This window comes from Chthonomonas calidirosea T49 (assembly GCF_000427095.1).
GTDB lineage: Bacteria > Armatimonadota > Chthonomonadetes > Chthonomonadales > Chthonomonadaceae > Chthonomonas > Chthonomonas calidirosea.
Map to the genome: position 1 here is coordinate 519,122 of NC_021487.1, position 14,506 is coordinate 533,627.

Sequence of the window (14,506 nt, forward strand, 5' to 3'; positions counted from 1 at the left end):
GTTGAAAACTTACGTTACGGGTATAAACTTCCGATAAAGTTTGTTATTGACCCGAAATATATCCCCCGAACGCCTCCTCTAAACGTCCCTGAGCCTCTAAAATTAACTCGCACGCCTCGCGTACCGCACCGTGACCGCCAGGACGAGTCGTCACATAGTCCGCGAAACGCTTTATACGCTCCGTCGCATCACAGGGCGCTAGCCGTACCCCAACTACCCGCATCACCTCGTAATCGTTCCAATCATCCCCCATGTAGGCTACCTGACCGCTATCTATACCCCACCCCTGCAAAACGTCTCGCAACACCCCAGATTTGTCGTGGACTCCCTGCACCAAGTAGACCCCTAACTCCGATGCCCTTGCCCTTACCCCTTCGTGCTGCCGCCCCGATAGCCATAACGCGCGTATTCCAACCTGCTGCAGCATCACTAGCCCCAGTCCGTCGTGGACATGAAACCGCTTCAACTCGCTGCCGTCACTTCCAAAATAGAGGCCCCCGTCGGTCAAAACACCGTCCACGTCCATGGCGAACACCTGAACCGCCCTAAGCTTGCAACGTAAGCTCTCCTCCATATCGCTTCCTCCTTCTATCTAGGGTACATTATATAGTTGGGTACGTTGCCCTCTGCAAGGCAAAGCAGCCCACCCTATAGTCTTAGCATAAAAGGAGTATGAGAACATGCTTGCTCGCGATACCGCGATCACTTTTCTGGGTCATGCCACGCTGCTCGTGGAAACGCCCGGACATAAACGCCTCCTCATCGATCCCTGGCTTCGCTCCAATCCCGCTTGCCCCGCCGAGTGGCACTCGCCTAGCCGGCTAGGAAAGCTCGATGCCATCCTGGTTACCCACCTTCACGCAGACCATGTGGCGGATTTCGAAGAGGTCATCCAGGCGAACCCGGACGCCACGGTGGTGGGCATTATTGAGACCGTACGCTTCTTGACAAAGAAAGGCGCCAAGAAAACCGAGCAGCTCAATATCGGCGGCAGTATCCTTTTCGATGGAATTCGCATTACCCTTACGCAGGCCGTTCACTCCAACGGTGGAGAAGACGCCCATGGCAACATGGTCTATGGAGGCTTCCCAACCGGCTTTATTCTTAAAATGGAGAACGGCTTTACCTTCTATGTCGCCTCGGATACCGGCGTATTTGGAGACATGGCGCTGCTAAAGGAGATCTATGCGCCCGAGTTGGCTTTCCTGCCTATCGGCGATCGCTTTACGATGGGCCCCTTAGAGGCGGCTCATGCGACCAAACTCCTTGGCGTTCGCCATGTCGTCCCCTATCACTACAACTCGATGCCCATGCTTACCGGAACCGTAGAAGAGTTCCAGAAGCATTTGAGAGAGTTGCTTGTTAACGTGAACGTTCACATCCTTCAACCCGGCGAGACCCTTAAATAAAAAACGACCTCATCGCGATCGACAGGCTAGGGGCGCCATCGGCGCCCCTAGCTTGCCTTCAACGCTTGACAATTTGGGCGGATACTATCGCTCTATCATTTCGGCTTGTCTTCGTGAAGCAACCAACCGGGCGTAACACCTAACGCCTTTGAGATAGCGAGCGGCTAACGGTTCCTGCGTCACCGCCGGTTTCGCCGATAGTCTTGCCCGCCGTACTCGTTCCACGATAATGTTGTCCTTGTGGGGCGTCATACGAAAATACTCCGATTGACTGACCGGAGCATTGTACAGGCGCGAAGCCTCTTGGAATATATACACCACACATATTTACAAACATTGGGATTCCGTGTACAATACGAACTGCCAGGCGTGCATACTCCTTCCCATCGCGAAGGAGAACGGAAGGTAGCAATACGCTCGATCGGCAGAGAACGAAGGGATTAAGCAACAACCAGCAGCACACTGAGGAGGTTCCGTCATGGCCCGGCGACGAAAACGAAGATACGATGACTCTCAATCTTTGTTGCTGGTTAGGATCTCGTTAGCGTTTATTCTAATGGCCATTTTTTCACAACTGGTATTACTTTGGTTATCATCTGAACTGTTCCGTTGTTTTCTGATTTTCGCTGTTTTCGTCGGCCTGCCGGCTCTCTATTTCTTCGTTAAAGTCTATCCACATTGGGTGCGAATGGAACGCTTGCGGTGTCTGCGTCTGGCCGATGTAGACACTATGTCCGGTCACACATTCGAGCATTATGTTGCGCGGCTGATGGAACATCAAGGTTTCAAAACGACCGTTACCAAAGGTTCCGGTGACTTAGGTGTAGATATAATCGCACGCAAGAACGGCGTTAGTTATGCCGTGCAGTGCAAGCGGTCCAGTGACAATATTCCGAGAAATGCCGTTAGCGACGCTGTAGCCGGGAAACAGCACTACGGTTGTCAGGAAGCAATGGTTGTCACCAACTGGTATTTTACGTCGGGCGCAAAAGAGTTAGCGCGGTCTACGCATTGCGTACTCGTTGACCGCGAAACGTTAGCCCGATGGATACAAAGCTTTCAACGTCGCACCCTGGCAGAAAGTAACCTACAGCAGACCGAGGGAAACGGGAGAATATCACCATGAAGGGCCTAAGTAAACAAAGGTTCCTTGTTGGCTGTCTGTTACTGCCCCTGCTCACATTGACCGGTTGCTTTGGTAGACACGCCACGGTAACCGGAACCTACATGTATAAAACAGACACCGTCTTACGATGCCTCGAACTAACACAAGTAGATAAGACGGTCAAGGGTCAAGCGATAGCATTGAAGGCTGCTGTGGATCAACCCGGAGGTATTGAAATCAGCAAAGTCGATATATCCGGCGAAGTTGACGGTGAAGCGATCCGACTCGGCTTACAGTCTGAAGTGACTTGGCTTCAAGGAACCACACTTACCGGCAAGTGGGGAAATGACCAGATAACTCTTAACATCCCAGACGCTAACGGCACCATAGAACAGCTTCGCTACAAGCGGGTAACGGTCGAAGAGTGGAACGATCAAGTCAGGAAGTTTCGCGACAAATGCGCCCAACAGGCAGCAGAATGGCAACGGGAACGCGAAATACAGGCGACGATTAAACAGTTACGCGAAGAACAAGACACCATATACACCGACCTTGTTCGCGCATGGAGATCCTTGGCTGACAACATGAACGGTCTTCACTTTACGCTTCAAGCCTTAGCGATTCAGAACCGCAACATTAAGACCATGGAACGCAGGCTTGAGCGCGCGAATGCAGCAGCAGACAAAGCGGCAAGAGAGGCTCGGAACGCTTTCGAAATGCATCAAGCCGATCAATTTCGCTTTATGTCTCAAGCCGATCAAGTTCGCTCTGCCGCCATTGAGATAAACTCCGAATTGGTATCGTTAAAAGGTCAACGTGAGCAAATACAAGCAGCCGTCGACAGTTATACCAACGGTATCTCACAGAGCAAGCAGGAGATAGCGGAAGATAACGCGAAGCTGAGCAGTATAGCAGAACAACTGCACACGCTTTCACCTGATCACAACGATTCTGGCACGTCAATCCATTTTTCACTTGGTCAAACGATCAGAAACACACCCTGCTACTCCGCACCGGATGTTAACTCGTCGATTGTAGGAACAGATCCTGCCGGTTGCTATGTGGCGGTTGTTGGAAAGAATCAGAATTGGTGTTTCGTCATCTCAAGGAACCTTTCAATAATCTACCTTCCTGCTGGTGACGTGAAGATTTTAGACGAACAGCCATAGGAGAGAGCCGAAGAGCGCCGGCGAGCCATGAGCGACGCGCCAGCGGAAGACCGCCAGACGAGACAAACCGCGTCAACAGCAGGCAGGATGGAGCCAGAGCGGGAGAGCCGGAGGGAAAACCGAAAGACGAGCCGCATCAACGTTGATGCTGAGCCGAGCAATCGAAACGACAGCAGTAAAGAGTTGTGACGCGGGAAAGTCGCACGTGAAAGGTAAGCCCCGCTTGACAATTTGGTGCCCCATGGATATACTCAAAACAAAAACGCCAGAAAAGCGGCTTGCGGCCGCTCGCCAAAATGGATCGACCCATTATTGTCATCACAGGCCCCACGGCGGTCGGTAAGACCGATGTGGCCATGGCGCTTGCAGAGCGCGTGGCCGGAGAGATCGTAAATGCCGACTCGATGCAAGTCTACATTGGCATGGACATCGGTACCGCCAAACCCACCCCCGACCAACGACAGCGGATTCCCTTCCATCTCATAGATATCGTCCCGCCAGACTACCCTTTTAGCGTTGCCGAATGGAAAGAGCGTGCCCTTGCGGCCATTGCCGATATCACCGCGCGTGGCAAGCAGGCCATCTTATGCGGCGGCACGGGGATGTATCTTCGAGCCCTTTTGGAGGATTGGAACCTGGCGGGAACCCCCCGCGATCCGAAGCTTCGAGAACAGCTTCACCATGAGGCGCAACAGCAGGGGCGAGCTAGCTTACACGCTCGGCTGCAGGAGGTGGATCCGGAAACCGCAGCGCGCCTTCATCCAAACGACCTCGTACGAGTCGTCCGCGCGCTCGAGGTGTACTACCTAACAGGCAAACCGCTCTCTGAGTGGCAGCGCGTGAACAAAGCGGAGGCCAGACCGCTCCAGGCACGCCAGTTTATCCTTACCATGCCCCGGCCTCTCCTTTATCAACGCATTGAACAACGCGTGGAGGCCATGCTGGCGGCCGGTTGGGAGGAAGAGGTGCGTCAGCTGCTTGCACAAGGCTACTCCCCAAACCTTACCTCTATGCAATCGCTAGGGTACCATGAACTTGTATGTTATATAACGGGTAAAATAACGAGGGAGCAAGCCGTAGAACTCATTAAGCAAAATACCCGCCGCTTCGCCAAGAGACAGCTGACCTGGTTCCGTGCCGTTCCCTGTGCAGAGTGGCTTTCCATCGAAAATAAGGAGCATGCAGAGGTTGCAGAGGCCATTATCCAACGTCTAGTCACACAAGACACCACGTGCGCGGTGTGTTAAAAATTCGATTTCCCTTACAACTTTTTGGGGAGGAGCAAAATAATGAACAAATCACCATTAAACCTTCAGGATATGTTCCTGAATCAAGTTCGCAAAGAAAATATTGGAGTCACCATCTATCTCATCGGCGGAGTTCAATTAAGAGGACATGTGCGTGGTTTCGATGCCTTTACGATCCTGCTCGAATCGGTAGGCAAACCCACACAACTCGTTTACAAACATGCGGTTACCTCCATCGTCCCTGCCCGCCCCGTTCCTAACTTCTATTCGGAAGTGCATCGAGAACTCAGCGGCGAAAAACTGGAGCGAGAACAACAACCCGCTTCCACCACAACCTCACAAAGCTGATTTTTTGAGAGACGGTATGGCCCTATGAAATTCACAAAAATGCATGGCATTGGCAACGATTTTATCGTAGTAAATGCCATTCATCAGCCCATCGAAGAGGCGATGCTGCCGGAACTTAGCCGACGCATGAATCATCGTAAATTCGGCATTGGAGGGGATGGCCTCATCCTCATCTTGCCCTCTCGCGTGGCCGACTATCGCATGCGTATGTTCAATCCCGATGGCAGCGAGGCGGAGATGTGCGGCAACGGAATCCGCTGCTTTGCCAAATACGTCTATGAGCACGGCCTCCACCCAGAGACCCAACTGAAGGTGGAGACGCTAGCCGGCATCAAGAACCTTAAACTACAAACCCGAGGCGGCAAGGTGGAATCCGTACGCGTGGATATGGGAACCCCGCGCCTGAGGCGTTCCGAGATTCCCATGCGCGGCGAAGATAGCGAACAGGTGCTTAATGAACCGCTGAAGGTGGAAGGACAACGTTTCGATATCACGGCCGTCTCTATGGGAAACCCTCATGTGGTTATCTTTGTGGACAACATAGACCACTTTCCTGTATCTCGATTCGGCCCGCTCATAGAAAACCATCGGGCGTTCCCCGAGCGCACAAACGTTCAGTTCGTCCAGGTGTGCAGCCCAACCGAGATCATCCTGCGGACATGGGAACGCGGAGCTGGCGAAACGCTTGCCTGCGGCACGGGCGCCTGCGCCGCGGTCGTGGCCTCTGTCCTGAATAATAAAACCACACGCCACGTGCTCGTTCATCTGCCCGGAGGTGACCTGCGCATTGAATGGATGGGCGACCAACGTGTTATGATGACCGGCCCAGCGGAAGAGGTGTTCGAAGGCGATTTTCCAATCTAAAACCTAGTCGGTGAATCAGCATGAGTGACTATGTCATCGGTGTAGATGTCGGCACAGGTAGCGCACGTGCGGGGATCTTTGACCTTCGTGGCAAACTCCTCGCAATGGCCGCTGAGCCGATACAGATTTGGCGGCCTCGCCCACTCCACGTAGAGCAGTCTTCAGAGGATATCTGGAGGGCGGTTTCTATCGCCGTGCGCACCTGCTGCCAACGCGCTGGATGTCGGCCTGAAGAGGTTCGAGGCATCAGCTTCGATGCCACCTGCTCGCTCGTGGTGCTCGGCGATCAAGATAGACCCCTGCCTGTGAACTTTGAGGGAGATGCCAACCGCAACATCATCGTATGGATGGATCATCGCGCGCTTGCCGAGGCGGAAGAGATCAACGCAGGACACTATGAGGTTCTCCGCTACGTCGGGTGGAAGATCTCCCCGGAGATGGAGACGCCCAAACTGCTTTGGTTAAAGCGACATCTGCCAGACACGTGGCAAAAGGCTCGTCGCTTCTTCGATCTTGCCGACTATCTTACCTATCGCGCCACAGGCAACGACACACGCAGCTTCTGCACCGTCGTCTGTAAATGGACCTACCTTGGACACAGTGGCGAGAACGGCACATGGGATCGCAACTACTTTAGCGCCATTGGCCTTGAAGATGTTTTGGAGCGAGACCTTGCCGGCCACGTCATTCGTCCCATGGGAAGCCCGCTGGGCAAGCTGTTGCCACAAGCGGCCGCGGATCTGGGCCTAACCACTGAATGTCGCGTGGGAGTGGGAATCATTGATGCCCACGCTGGTGGCATTGGGCTGCTCGGCGCCGTTTGGGAAGAGGGCGAGCCCCTCGATCCCGCCCGTCTTGATACGGCCCTCGCCTACATCGGAGGCACAAGCGGATGCCACATGGCGGTCTCACAAGAGCCCCGTTTTCTGCAGGGCGTGTGGGGCCCTTACTACAGCGCCATGATCCCGGGCATGTGGCTGATCGAAGCAGGCCAAAGCTCGGCAGGGAGCGCTATAGACCAAGCGGTCATCGATCATGCCAACGCCCCCTCCTTGCAGGCCGAGGCCGCGGAGCGCGGCTGCACCCCCCATGAAATTCTTAACTCCTATCTTCTAACACAGGCCAATGACAGCCATTGGGCGCTTCTTAGCAAAGACGTCCACATCCTTCCGTTCTATCTCGGAAATCGCTCGCCCTACGCCGATCCGCATGCGCGCGCAGTGCTCGATGGATTGACCCTCGATAACTCGATCCACTCGCAGGCCCTGCGCTACCTAGCCACCATACAGGGCGTTTGCTCGGTGGACTATCTTGTTATTAAAGCGCTTAATGAGGCCGGCTTCAACATAGGCACGCTCTTTGTAACCGGCGGCATTACGAAAAACCCGCTCTGGCTGCAGACATTGGCCGACGCTACCGGCCTTCCCTGCGTCCTACCCGCCGAAGAGGAGGCCGTGCTGCTTGGAACCGCGATCTTGGCAGCAGTGGGCTCGCAAGCCTATCCGGATGTCTTAACCGCCATGCGCGCCATGTGCCACCGTGGGCGCGTGGTGCAGCCGAACCTCACGCTTAAACCCTACTATGAGGCGCGCCATCGCATTGTTGAAAACCTTTATCAACAACAGGTTGCCCATCGTAACCTGATGAAACCTTTTGAAGCTGACTCAGCATGAACCCTCTTATCCTCGCCACATGGCGCTTTGGGCAAGCCGCCTGCGCAAAAGGCTTTTCGCTGCTCGCAGAAGGCCTCTCTGCCCTCGACGCAATCGAGGCTGCAGCCAATGTCGTGGAAGAGGACCCCAACGTGAACTCCGTTGGCTATGGGGGGCTTCCAAATGCGGAAGGCGTCGTAGAGCTCGACGCGGCGATCATGGATGGAGCCCAACACACCGCCGGAGCGGTGGCTGCCCTCACGGGTTTTCGCCGCCCCATATCCGTTGCCCGGTGCGTGATGGAGCGCACACCGCATGTGATGCTTGTTGGTGAAAATGCCAAACGCTTCGCTTTGCAGGCGGGGTTTGTCGAGGAGGAGCTGCTGACCGAGGCCGCAAGACAGCGTTGGCTCGCATGGAGATCGAACCAAACAGGGGCGGAAGTGGCGCATTTCGACCGGCTCTCGAAAGAGGGGCACGACACCATTGGGCTTTGCGCCCTTGATAAAAACGGCAACCTTGCTGCCGGTTGCACCACCAGCGGGCTGGCCTGGAAGCTTCCCGGCCGAGTCGGCGACTCGCCGATCGTTGGGTCGGGGCTGTACGTGGATAACGAACTGGGAGCCGCAGCGGCCACCGGCGATGGGGACGAGATCATGAAAGTCTGCCTCTCATATCGTGCCGTCATGTTGCTAGAGAGAGGCTACACGGCCCAGCAAGCCTGCGAAGAGGCGCTACGTTACCTCCTCCGTAAAAGACCTCCCGAAACATGCCGTCCCTATGGGGCCGCCCTTATTGCCCTTCGCAAAGATGGAGATTGCGGAGCCGCCGCTACGCGAACCGGCTTTCAGGCACCGGATCGCCTCTGGATTTGGGCGATCGCCTCGACAGAGCACCCTGAAGGGCTTCTCCAAGAGGGTAGCTACGTTACGTTGACGCAGAGCCTACCGCATCTTTGAGCCGCTACCGATGAAACATGTCATCATTGGCACCGCAGGACATGTAGACCACGGAAAGACAACCCTCATCCAAGCGTTGACCGGCGTTAACCCCGATAGGCTGAAGGAAGAGCAGGCACGGGGCATGACGATTGACATCGGCTTTGCCCCCCTTACCCTGCCCGACGGCACTACGGTAAGCATTGTGGATGTGCCCGGCCACGAACGGTTTTTAAAAAATATGCTGGCTGGGGCTACTGGCGTGGATGTCGTCTTGCTCGTCGTCGCCGCCGATGAATCCGTTATGCCTCAAACCGTGGAGCACTTGAACATCCTGCGCTTTCTCGATGTCCGCCAGGGCGTCGTGGCCGTCACGAAAAGCGATCTGGTGGATGAGGCGTGGATGCAGGCGGTTCAAGAGGATATTCGCGAACACCTTAAGGATACGTTCTTAGCTCAAGCTCCCATCATCCCCGTCTCGGCGATAACGGGTAAAGGCCTTGAAAAACTTCGGCATGCGCTGCTATCGGCGGTCAGTCGGGCGAGGGCTAGAAACACCGCCCTCCCCTATCGCCTCCCTATAGACCGCGTCTTTACCGTACAAGGCTTTGGAACCGTCGTTACAGGCACGCTGGTATCGGGCACCATCCAAGTGGGCGATCCTGTGGAGATCCTGCCGCAAAAGCTTATCAGCCGCGTGCGTGGACTACAAATTCATGGCGTCAAAGTCGATCGAGCGGAAGCAGGCTCCCGGGTGGCTGTAAATCTGGCCGGCATCTCTCCCGAACAACTCGAAAGAGGGGCTCAGATCAGCGCACCTGGCGTTCTTGTGCCGACCGTTCGAATGGACGCGGTGCTTCAAATACTGGGCGAGGCGCCCAAACCTGTTCGCACGCACGACCGCGTTCGGCTCTATGTTGGAACGGATGAGGTTATTGGACGCCTGGTCGTTCTCAACGATTCAAAGCAGATACCTCCAGGCGATCAAGGCTACATTCAGTTCCGAGCCGAGAAGCCCTTTGTCTGCGCGCGGGGCGATCGCTTCGTCATCCGCTCCTACTCTCCGATGCAACTGCTCGGCGGAGGGATGGTGCTCGACCCCAATGCCCCCCTCCACCGCAAAGTAACTCCACAGCTGCTTCAAGCCCTTCAGGCCCGCGAAAAGGGGCGGGTGGAGGATATGTTGGAGAGCGTCTTGCTTGCCGCCCCTCATGGGCTGTCTCGAAGAGAGCTCGCGATGAAACTTTCGGTTGAGGAGGACAAGCTAGAGGCGCTTCTGCAACAGGCTCAAGAGAAGGTGATCCATCTCCAAGAGAGCTATGTCATCCACACCACCTGCTTGCAAGCCCTTACCGAACGGCTTCAGCACCTCTTGCAAACCTACCATCAACGCTATCCTCTCCGCGCGGGCATGCCTAAAGAGGAGCTGAAAACCGCCCTTGGCCTGCCACCCGATGGCAAGGCGCTGAACCACCTTCTTGCCTACTGGACATCTCGCGAGATCGTCAAATCGGCCGCAGGTATCGTGCGCCTTAGCAACTTCGTGGTACAACTTAACCCGCACCAAGAGAGGCTACTTCAGCGCATTGAGAAGTTCTACACCGAATGCGATCTGATCATCCCATCCATTGAGGAGGTCAGCCGAGCGGTAAAAGCTCCCCCCGACGCCATTGCCACACTTTTACGAATTGGGCTGGAGCAAGGGCGCTTTGTACGCGTCGCAGAGGGACTCTACTACCCGCAAAGCACCCTGAACAGACTGAAGGCTACCGTGCGGAACTACATCCAACAGCATGGCTCGATCACGGTGGCAAAGCTCCGAGATATTACACAGACCAACCGAAAAGCCTGCCTCATCGCGCTCGAATATCTGGACGCCTGCGGCTTCACCCGCCGCATCAACGACACGGAACGCATCCTGGTTAACGCATCAGCCGAGGAGTAGCTGGGCGCTTTCATAACGTCCGATAATGTTTGTTAAGGTAGACCAAATTAAAAAAGCGAATCGAGTAACCCCCGCCTCAACGCCCTACCTAATGCTGGGAGTTTACATAGTCTACCAAAGATTGCGCGGCCTCTTTGTCCCGAATGTTGGTTAAATCCCACTCGTTGGTGTCTAACACGTCGCGAATGTAACCCGCCGCAACCACCGTCCCTTTTAAAATAAAGAGGAGATTCTCACCCCGATGCGCGTGAGACCACTGGAAGAAGCGAGAACGCCCCTCCGGCGTTAAATGAAGTGAGACCGTATACGACGGCCCCACCAGCAACGTTGGAGGCTGCTCCTCCAACTGGGCACTCGTAAACATGCGGCCTGTAAGGACGACAGGGAGAGTCTCCGCTGCTACCTCCGGCGTAAGCGTAATGACATCTTCCACGCTTCGCCCACTCGCGCTCTGATTGCTCTCTTCCTCAGTGGAAGCCATCATGCCCGAATCCCCGTTGCCGCTGTAGGTCTTGATCAGCGCCGCTAAGGTCATCGTCTTCGGTTTGCCGCCTTCTCGATCGGGGGGAACCGTTATGAGCTGATCGGGACGGATCTCCTTGAAAGCGTTCTTATCCCCACCAAGAAAGCGAACGGCGGCGCGGATATAAGGGGCTAACATCGCGTACCCCGCCCTATCGTTGACCTGGAGAGCCGCCTTAATGGCTCCGGCCACCTGGGGGCTGCACATCGGTCCGTTGCGCGGATCAAAAATCGAGTTCCAGCCATACTCCGTTAGGCAGACTCTCGATGCCGTGTTCTCCGTGAAGATTTTGAAAAAGTTGCGGTCATAGTCCGTATGCGGGTTCAGGGCCCCGACAACGGTTAAACCGTTGAGGTCGGGCTGCAACGGCGGCCAGTGCCGCGAGAGTAGAAAATGATCCTGTATCTGGCCTGCAACATACCAAATGGCAAGGAGGGCGACAAAAACCGTCAATAAACGACGAGTGCCAAGCTCGCGTGTCAGTCGCATACGCGCGGGCGCGTCGGCCGGTGAAACCGCTTCTGCCGGAAAAAGGGGCATATCTGCTTTATCTCCTAAAACGATCGCTTTTCTAATTCAATACGGTTCTTAAGGCCGCGGATAGCAGCAAAACATTACGAGGTGTGGCCGAACTTCCCATCGTTCCAATGCGCCAAATCTTGCCCTTTAGCTTGCCAAGGCCTCCCCCTATCTCGATGCCATAGTCTTGAAGCAGCCGGGCCCGAACGTTCGCTTCATTGTCAACGGCATCCGGAACGTAAAAGGCGTTTAATGTCGGCAGCCGATGTTCAGCCCGGCCAAAGGCTTTAATGCCAAGCTCCTTCAGCTGCTCTCTCAAAAGCGTGCTGACAGCCACATGGCGCCGCCATCGATCCTCCAATCCCTCCTCCTCGATCTCCTCTAGAGCGGCGTCCAGGGCGTAGAGTAGATTCGCCGGCACGGTGTGGTGATAAGTATGTGGCGCATCGTAGTAATCTTTGAGAAGAACCCAGTCAAAGTACCACTCTACCGGCGCTCGCCGCTGCTGCCTTACCGCCCATGCGCGCTCAGAAACGGTGATCGGCGAGATCCCTGAAGGGGCTCCAATGCATTTCTGGGTCGCGGAGTAGCTTATGTCTATTCCGAGGCGATCGACCTCCACAGGCATCCCTCCCAAAGAGGTCACCGTATCTACCAAAAACAGGGCACCGTGTTCCCTAGCCAACTTCGCAATCTCCTCCAACGGCTGGCAAATGCCTGTAGAGGTCTCGGCATGAACGCAGGCAACCAGCTTCACTTTGCCTGCAGCGTCTAGCGCCTTGGCGATCGCGGCTGGCTCTAGCACCTCGCCCCATTCGGCCTCAACGGTTATGACTTCGGCCCCAAGGCGCCGCGTGATCTCGGCCATGCGATGCCCGAAGAAGCCATGAATCCCTACGAGCACCTTATCGGCGGGCTCGATAACGTTGGCAAAACAGCACTCCATGCCCGCCATTCCTGTGCCTGTTAAGGGGATCGTGAACGCATTTTGCGTCCCAAACACCGTTCGTAAACGCGCGCGGATCCTATCCGTGATCTCAAAGAGCTCCGGATCAAGATAGCCGATGGGAGCCCGACTAAGGGCCTCCTGCACCTTTGGGCTAATGCTGCTCGGCCCAGGTCCTAATAGCACTCTTGGTAAAGGGGTTTGCATCCTATGCTCCTGCTTACTAGACCATGCCCATGATGTGGTAGCCACAATCTACATAGATAACCTCCCCGGTCACTGCCCTTGCAAGAGGGCTCAGCAGATACAAGATCGTGTCTCCCACCTCTTCGATCGTAACGCGTCTCCGCAATGGGGCGGTCTGCTCGACACGCTGCAACATGGCATCGAACCCCGCTATGGCCGAAGCCGCTAAGGTTTTAATAGGCCCGGACGAAACGGCGTTGACGCGTATCTGATCGGGGCCGAGATCCGCTGCCAAATAGCGAACGCTCGCTTCTAAAGCAGCCTTGGCCACCCCCATCACGTTGTAGTTCGGCACGACACGCTCGGAGCCAAGGTAGGTCAGCGTAACGATGGAACCACCATTTGCCGCCTGCATCAGAGGTCTTGCGGCACGTGCCATGCGCACTAAGGTGTAGACACTGCGATCGTGGGCCAGAGCGAATCCCTCACGGGAGGTGTTAATGTATTCGCCGGAAAGCTCATCTTTATTGGCGAAAGCAATGGAGTGGACGAATCCGTCGAGGGCTCCATCAAAATGGCGCCCAACCTGCTCAAACAGCGCATCTATCTGTGCATCATCCGAGGCATCGCATTGAAAGATGGGCGCCTCCAGCTTCTCCTCTTCAAGGAGTTTTTTAACGTTTCCCTCTTCACGATCGCCCATCACGGAAAAAGCCAGCGAGGCTCCCTCTCGTCGCAGAGCGCTCGCAGCTCCCCACGCAATACTCCATTTATTGCGCACCCCCGTCACAAGAATGCGCTTCCCCTCCATTAGTTGCGGCATCCATATCTCCTTGTCGTCATTTTTAGATGATCCCAGCTTAGACCATCGGCCATTCTACCCGAAATCTACGTCAAGCCTCTACCGTGCAGCTCACAATCCCGTCGAGATTCACGATGTGGTGCTGAAAAGCCACTAGGTCAAAGTCATCAGGTACACGAACTCGCAGCCGAACCTGTGTGTAAGGTTCGCCCTGGGCGCTTTTCTGAGTCTCCAACTGAAACGACAACACCCCGATGCGCCGCTCCTCCAGAATCTTTAGTAGCCTATCGGGCCGCAGCAGTGCGGGATTCACGCCTATCTCCATTTCGCGAAAGCGCCCCTTTAGCTTCAAGATCTGCTCAAAACGATTTAACAGGGTCAGTGTGGTTAATACGATAACAAAGCAGATACAAGCCACCTCGCCAAGACGAGGAGAGGTTCCGATAGCCATTCCCATCGCAGCAACGACCCAAATACTCGCGGCCGTGGTGAGTCCACGAATGCTCATTCCCTCGCGCACAATGGCACCGGCTCCTAAAAAACCTATACCCACCACCACATTGGCTGCTACGCGGGCTGGACTGTCCTGTATACGCCCGGCGAGGCCATTGCCATAGCCTTGTGAGACGATCGCAATAAGGGCCGCGCCTGCACAAACAAGCGCATGCGTGCGTAAGCCAGCCGGCTGGCCACGCCGTTCCCGCTCGAAACCGATCACACCCCCTACGATCACGGACAGCAGCAGCGCAAACACCTGTCCCCACATCGTCTGAGATGGAATATGGAACCAAAAAAATCTCTCTGCCTCCACCACGCCCTCCTCGTCTCACATCGGCTTTTCTATGCACCCATT

At 55.4% G+C, this 14,506-nt stretch carries 14 protein-coding genes; 9 read left to right on the forward strand and 5 right to left on the reverse strand.

Annotation, left to right across the window (positions count from 1 at the left end):
* Positions 1-43: 43 nt before the first annotated feature.
* Positions 44-574, reverse strand: coding sequence for a KdsC family phosphatase (locus tag CCALI_RS02265; protein ID WP_016481850.1), 531 nt, complete (start codon positions 572-574; stop codon positions 44-46).
* Between the two features lie 106 nt (positions 575-680).
* On the opposite strand from CCALI_RS02265, the gene CCALI_RS02270 reads away from it, so the two are divergent.
* From CCALI_RS02270 to selB, 9 genes are all read left to right on the forward strand, one after another.
* Positions 681-1,409 carry a metal-dependent hydrolase gene (locus CCALI_RS02270; RefSeq protein ID WP_016481851.1) on the forward strand — a complete coding sequence of 243 codons (729 nt, stop codon included), beginning with the start codon at positions 681-683 and terminating at the stop codon, positions 1,407-1,409.
* A gap of 478 nt (positions 1,410-1,887) precedes the next feature.
* Positions 1,888-2,535: a restriction endonuclease gene (locus CCALI_RS14700; protein ID WP_016481852.1), complete on the forward strand. Its 648-nt coding sequence runs from the start codon at positions 1,888-1,890 to the stop codon at positions 2,533-2,535.
* A gap of 101 nt (positions 2,536-2,636) precedes the next feature.
* A complete protein-coding gene (locus tag CCALI_RS02280; RefSeq protein WP_172636615.1) occupies positions 2,637-3,683 on the forward strand; it encodes a coiled-coil domain-containing protein in 1,047 nt (348 codons plus the stop codon).
* 296 nt (positions 3,684-3,979) lie between these two features.
* Positions 3,980-4,930, forward strand: coding sequence for a tRNA (adenosine(37)-N6)-dimethylallyltransferase MiaA (miaA, locus tag CCALI_RS02285; RefSeq protein ID WP_016481854.1), 951 nt, complete (start codon positions 3,980-3,982; stop codon positions 4,928-4,930).
* A gap of 42 nt (positions 4,931-4,972) precedes the next feature.
* Positions 4,973-5,278, forward strand: coding sequence for an RNA chaperone Hfq (hfq, locus tag CCALI_RS02290; RefSeq protein ID WP_016481855.1), 306 nt, complete (start codon positions 4,973-4,975; stop codon positions 5,276-5,278).
* A 24-nt stretch (positions 5,279-5,302) separates the two neighbouring features.
* Positions 5,303-6,142: a diaminopimelate epimerase gene (dapF, locus tag CCALI_RS02295; protein WP_016481856.1), complete on the forward strand. Its 840-nt coding sequence runs from the start codon at positions 5,303-5,305 to the stop codon at positions 6,140-6,142.
* A gap of 20 nt (positions 6,143-6,162) precedes the next feature.
* Positions 6,163-7,815 (forward strand): FGGY-family carbohydrate kinase, encoded by a 1,653-nt coding sequence (locus CCALI_RS02300; protein ID WP_016481857.1) that lies wholly within the window; start codon positions 6,163-6,165, stop codon positions 7,813-7,815.
* Positions 7,812-8,753 (forward strand): glycosylasparaginase, encoded by a 942-nt coding sequence (locus tag CCALI_RS02305; RefSeq protein ID WP_016481858.1) that lies wholly within the window; start codon positions 7,812-7,814, stop codon positions 8,751-8,753. Before CCALI_RS02300 ends, CCALI_RS02305 begins: the two co-directional genes overlap by 4 nt.
* A 10-nt stretch (positions 8,754-8,763) precedes the next feature.
* Positions 8,764-10,677, forward strand: a complete 1,914-nt coding sequence (gene selB / locus CCALI_RS02310) for a selenocysteine-specific translation elongation factor (RefSeq protein WP_016481859.1) — start codon at positions 8,764-8,766, stop codon at positions 10,675-10,677.
* Between the two features lie 88 nt (positions 10,678-10,765).
* On the opposite strand, the gene CCALI_RS02315 is transcribed toward selB, so the two are convergent.
* The 4 genes from CCALI_RS02315 to CCALI_RS02330 form a co-directional block, all read right to left on the reverse strand.
* The gene (locus tag CCALI_RS02315; protein ID WP_016481860.1) at positions 10,766-11,740 is read right to left on the reverse strand and encodes a hypothetical protein; all 975 of its coding nucleotides are present in this window, start codon (positions 11,738-11,740) and stop codon (positions 10,766-10,768) included.
* A gap of 31 nt (positions 11,741-11,771) precedes the next feature.
* Positions 11,772-12,872, reverse strand: a complete 1,101-nt coding sequence (locus CCALI_RS02320; protein WP_016481861.1) for a pyridoxal-phosphate-dependent aminotransferase family protein — start codon at positions 12,870-12,872, stop codon at positions 11,772-11,774.
* A gap of 16 nt (positions 12,873-12,888) precedes the next feature.
* On the reverse strand, positions 12,889-13,674 hold the full coding sequence (locus CCALI_RS02325; RefSeq protein WP_016481862.1) for an enoyl-ACP reductase FabI: 786 nt from the start codon (positions 13,672-13,674) through the stop codon (positions 12,889-12,891).
* Between the two features lie 70 nt (positions 13,675-13,744).
* Entirely contained in the window at positions 13,745-14,464 is a 720-nt protein-coding gene (locus CCALI_RS02330; protein WP_016481863.1) for an MgtC/SapB family protein, read from the reverse strand.
* Positions 14,465-14,506: the final 42 nt, after the last annotated feature.

What these genes read in the sequence shown, in the direction of transcription:
- CCALI_RS02265 (WP_016481850.1), bottom strand. Translation starts at nt 574, where the DNA reads ATGGAGGAGAGCTTACGTTGCAAGCTTAGGGCGGTTCAGGTGTTCGCC.
- CCALI_RS02270 (WP_016481851.1), top strand. Translation starts at nt 681, where the DNA reads ATGCTTGCTCGCGATACCGCGATCACTTTTCTGGGTCATGCCACGCTG.
- CCALI_RS14700 (WP_016481852.1), top strand. Translation starts at nt 1,888, where the DNA reads ATGGCCCGGCGACGAAAACGAAGATACGATGACTCTCAATCTTTGTTG.
- CCALI_RS02280 (WP_172636615.1), top strand. Translation starts at nt 2,637, where the DNA reads ATGTATAAAACAGACACCGTCTTACGATGCCTCGAACTAACACAAGTA.
- miaA (WP_016481854.1), top strand. Translation starts at nt 3,980, where the DNA reads ATGGATCGACCCATTATTGTCATCACAGGCCCCACGGCGGTCGGTAAG.
- hfq (WP_016481855.1), top strand. Translation starts at nt 4,973, where the DNA reads ATGAACAAATCACCATTAAACCTTCAGGATATGTTCCTGAATCAAGTT.
- dapF (WP_016481856.1), top strand. Translation starts at nt 5,303, where the DNA reads ATGAAATTCACAAAAATGCATGGCATTGGCAACGATTTTATCGTAGTA.
- CCALI_RS02300 (WP_016481857.1), top strand. Translation starts at nt 6,163, where the DNA reads ATGAGTGACTATGTCATCGGTGTAGATGTCGGCACAGGTAGCGCACGT.
- CCALI_RS02305 (WP_016481858.1), top strand. Translation starts at nt 7,812, where the DNA reads ATGAACCCTCTTATCCTCGCCACATGGCGCTTTGGGCAAGCCGCCTGC.
- selB (WP_016481859.1), top strand. Translation starts at nt 8,764, where the DNA reads ATGAAACATGTCATCATTGGCACCGCAGGACATGTAGACCACGGAAAG.
- CCALI_RS02315 (WP_016481860.1), bottom strand. Translation starts at nt 11,740, where the DNA reads ATGCCCCTTTTTCCGGCAGAAGCGGTTTCACCGGCCGACGCGCCCGCG.
- CCALI_RS02320 (WP_016481861.1), bottom strand. Translation starts at nt 12,872, where the DNA reads ATGCAAACCCCTTTACCAAGAGTGCTATTAGGACCTGGGCCGAGCAGC.
- CCALI_RS02325 (WP_016481862.1), bottom strand. Translation starts at nt 13,674, where the DNA reads ATGCCGCAACTAATGGAGGGGAAGCGCATTCTTGTGACGGGGGTGCGC.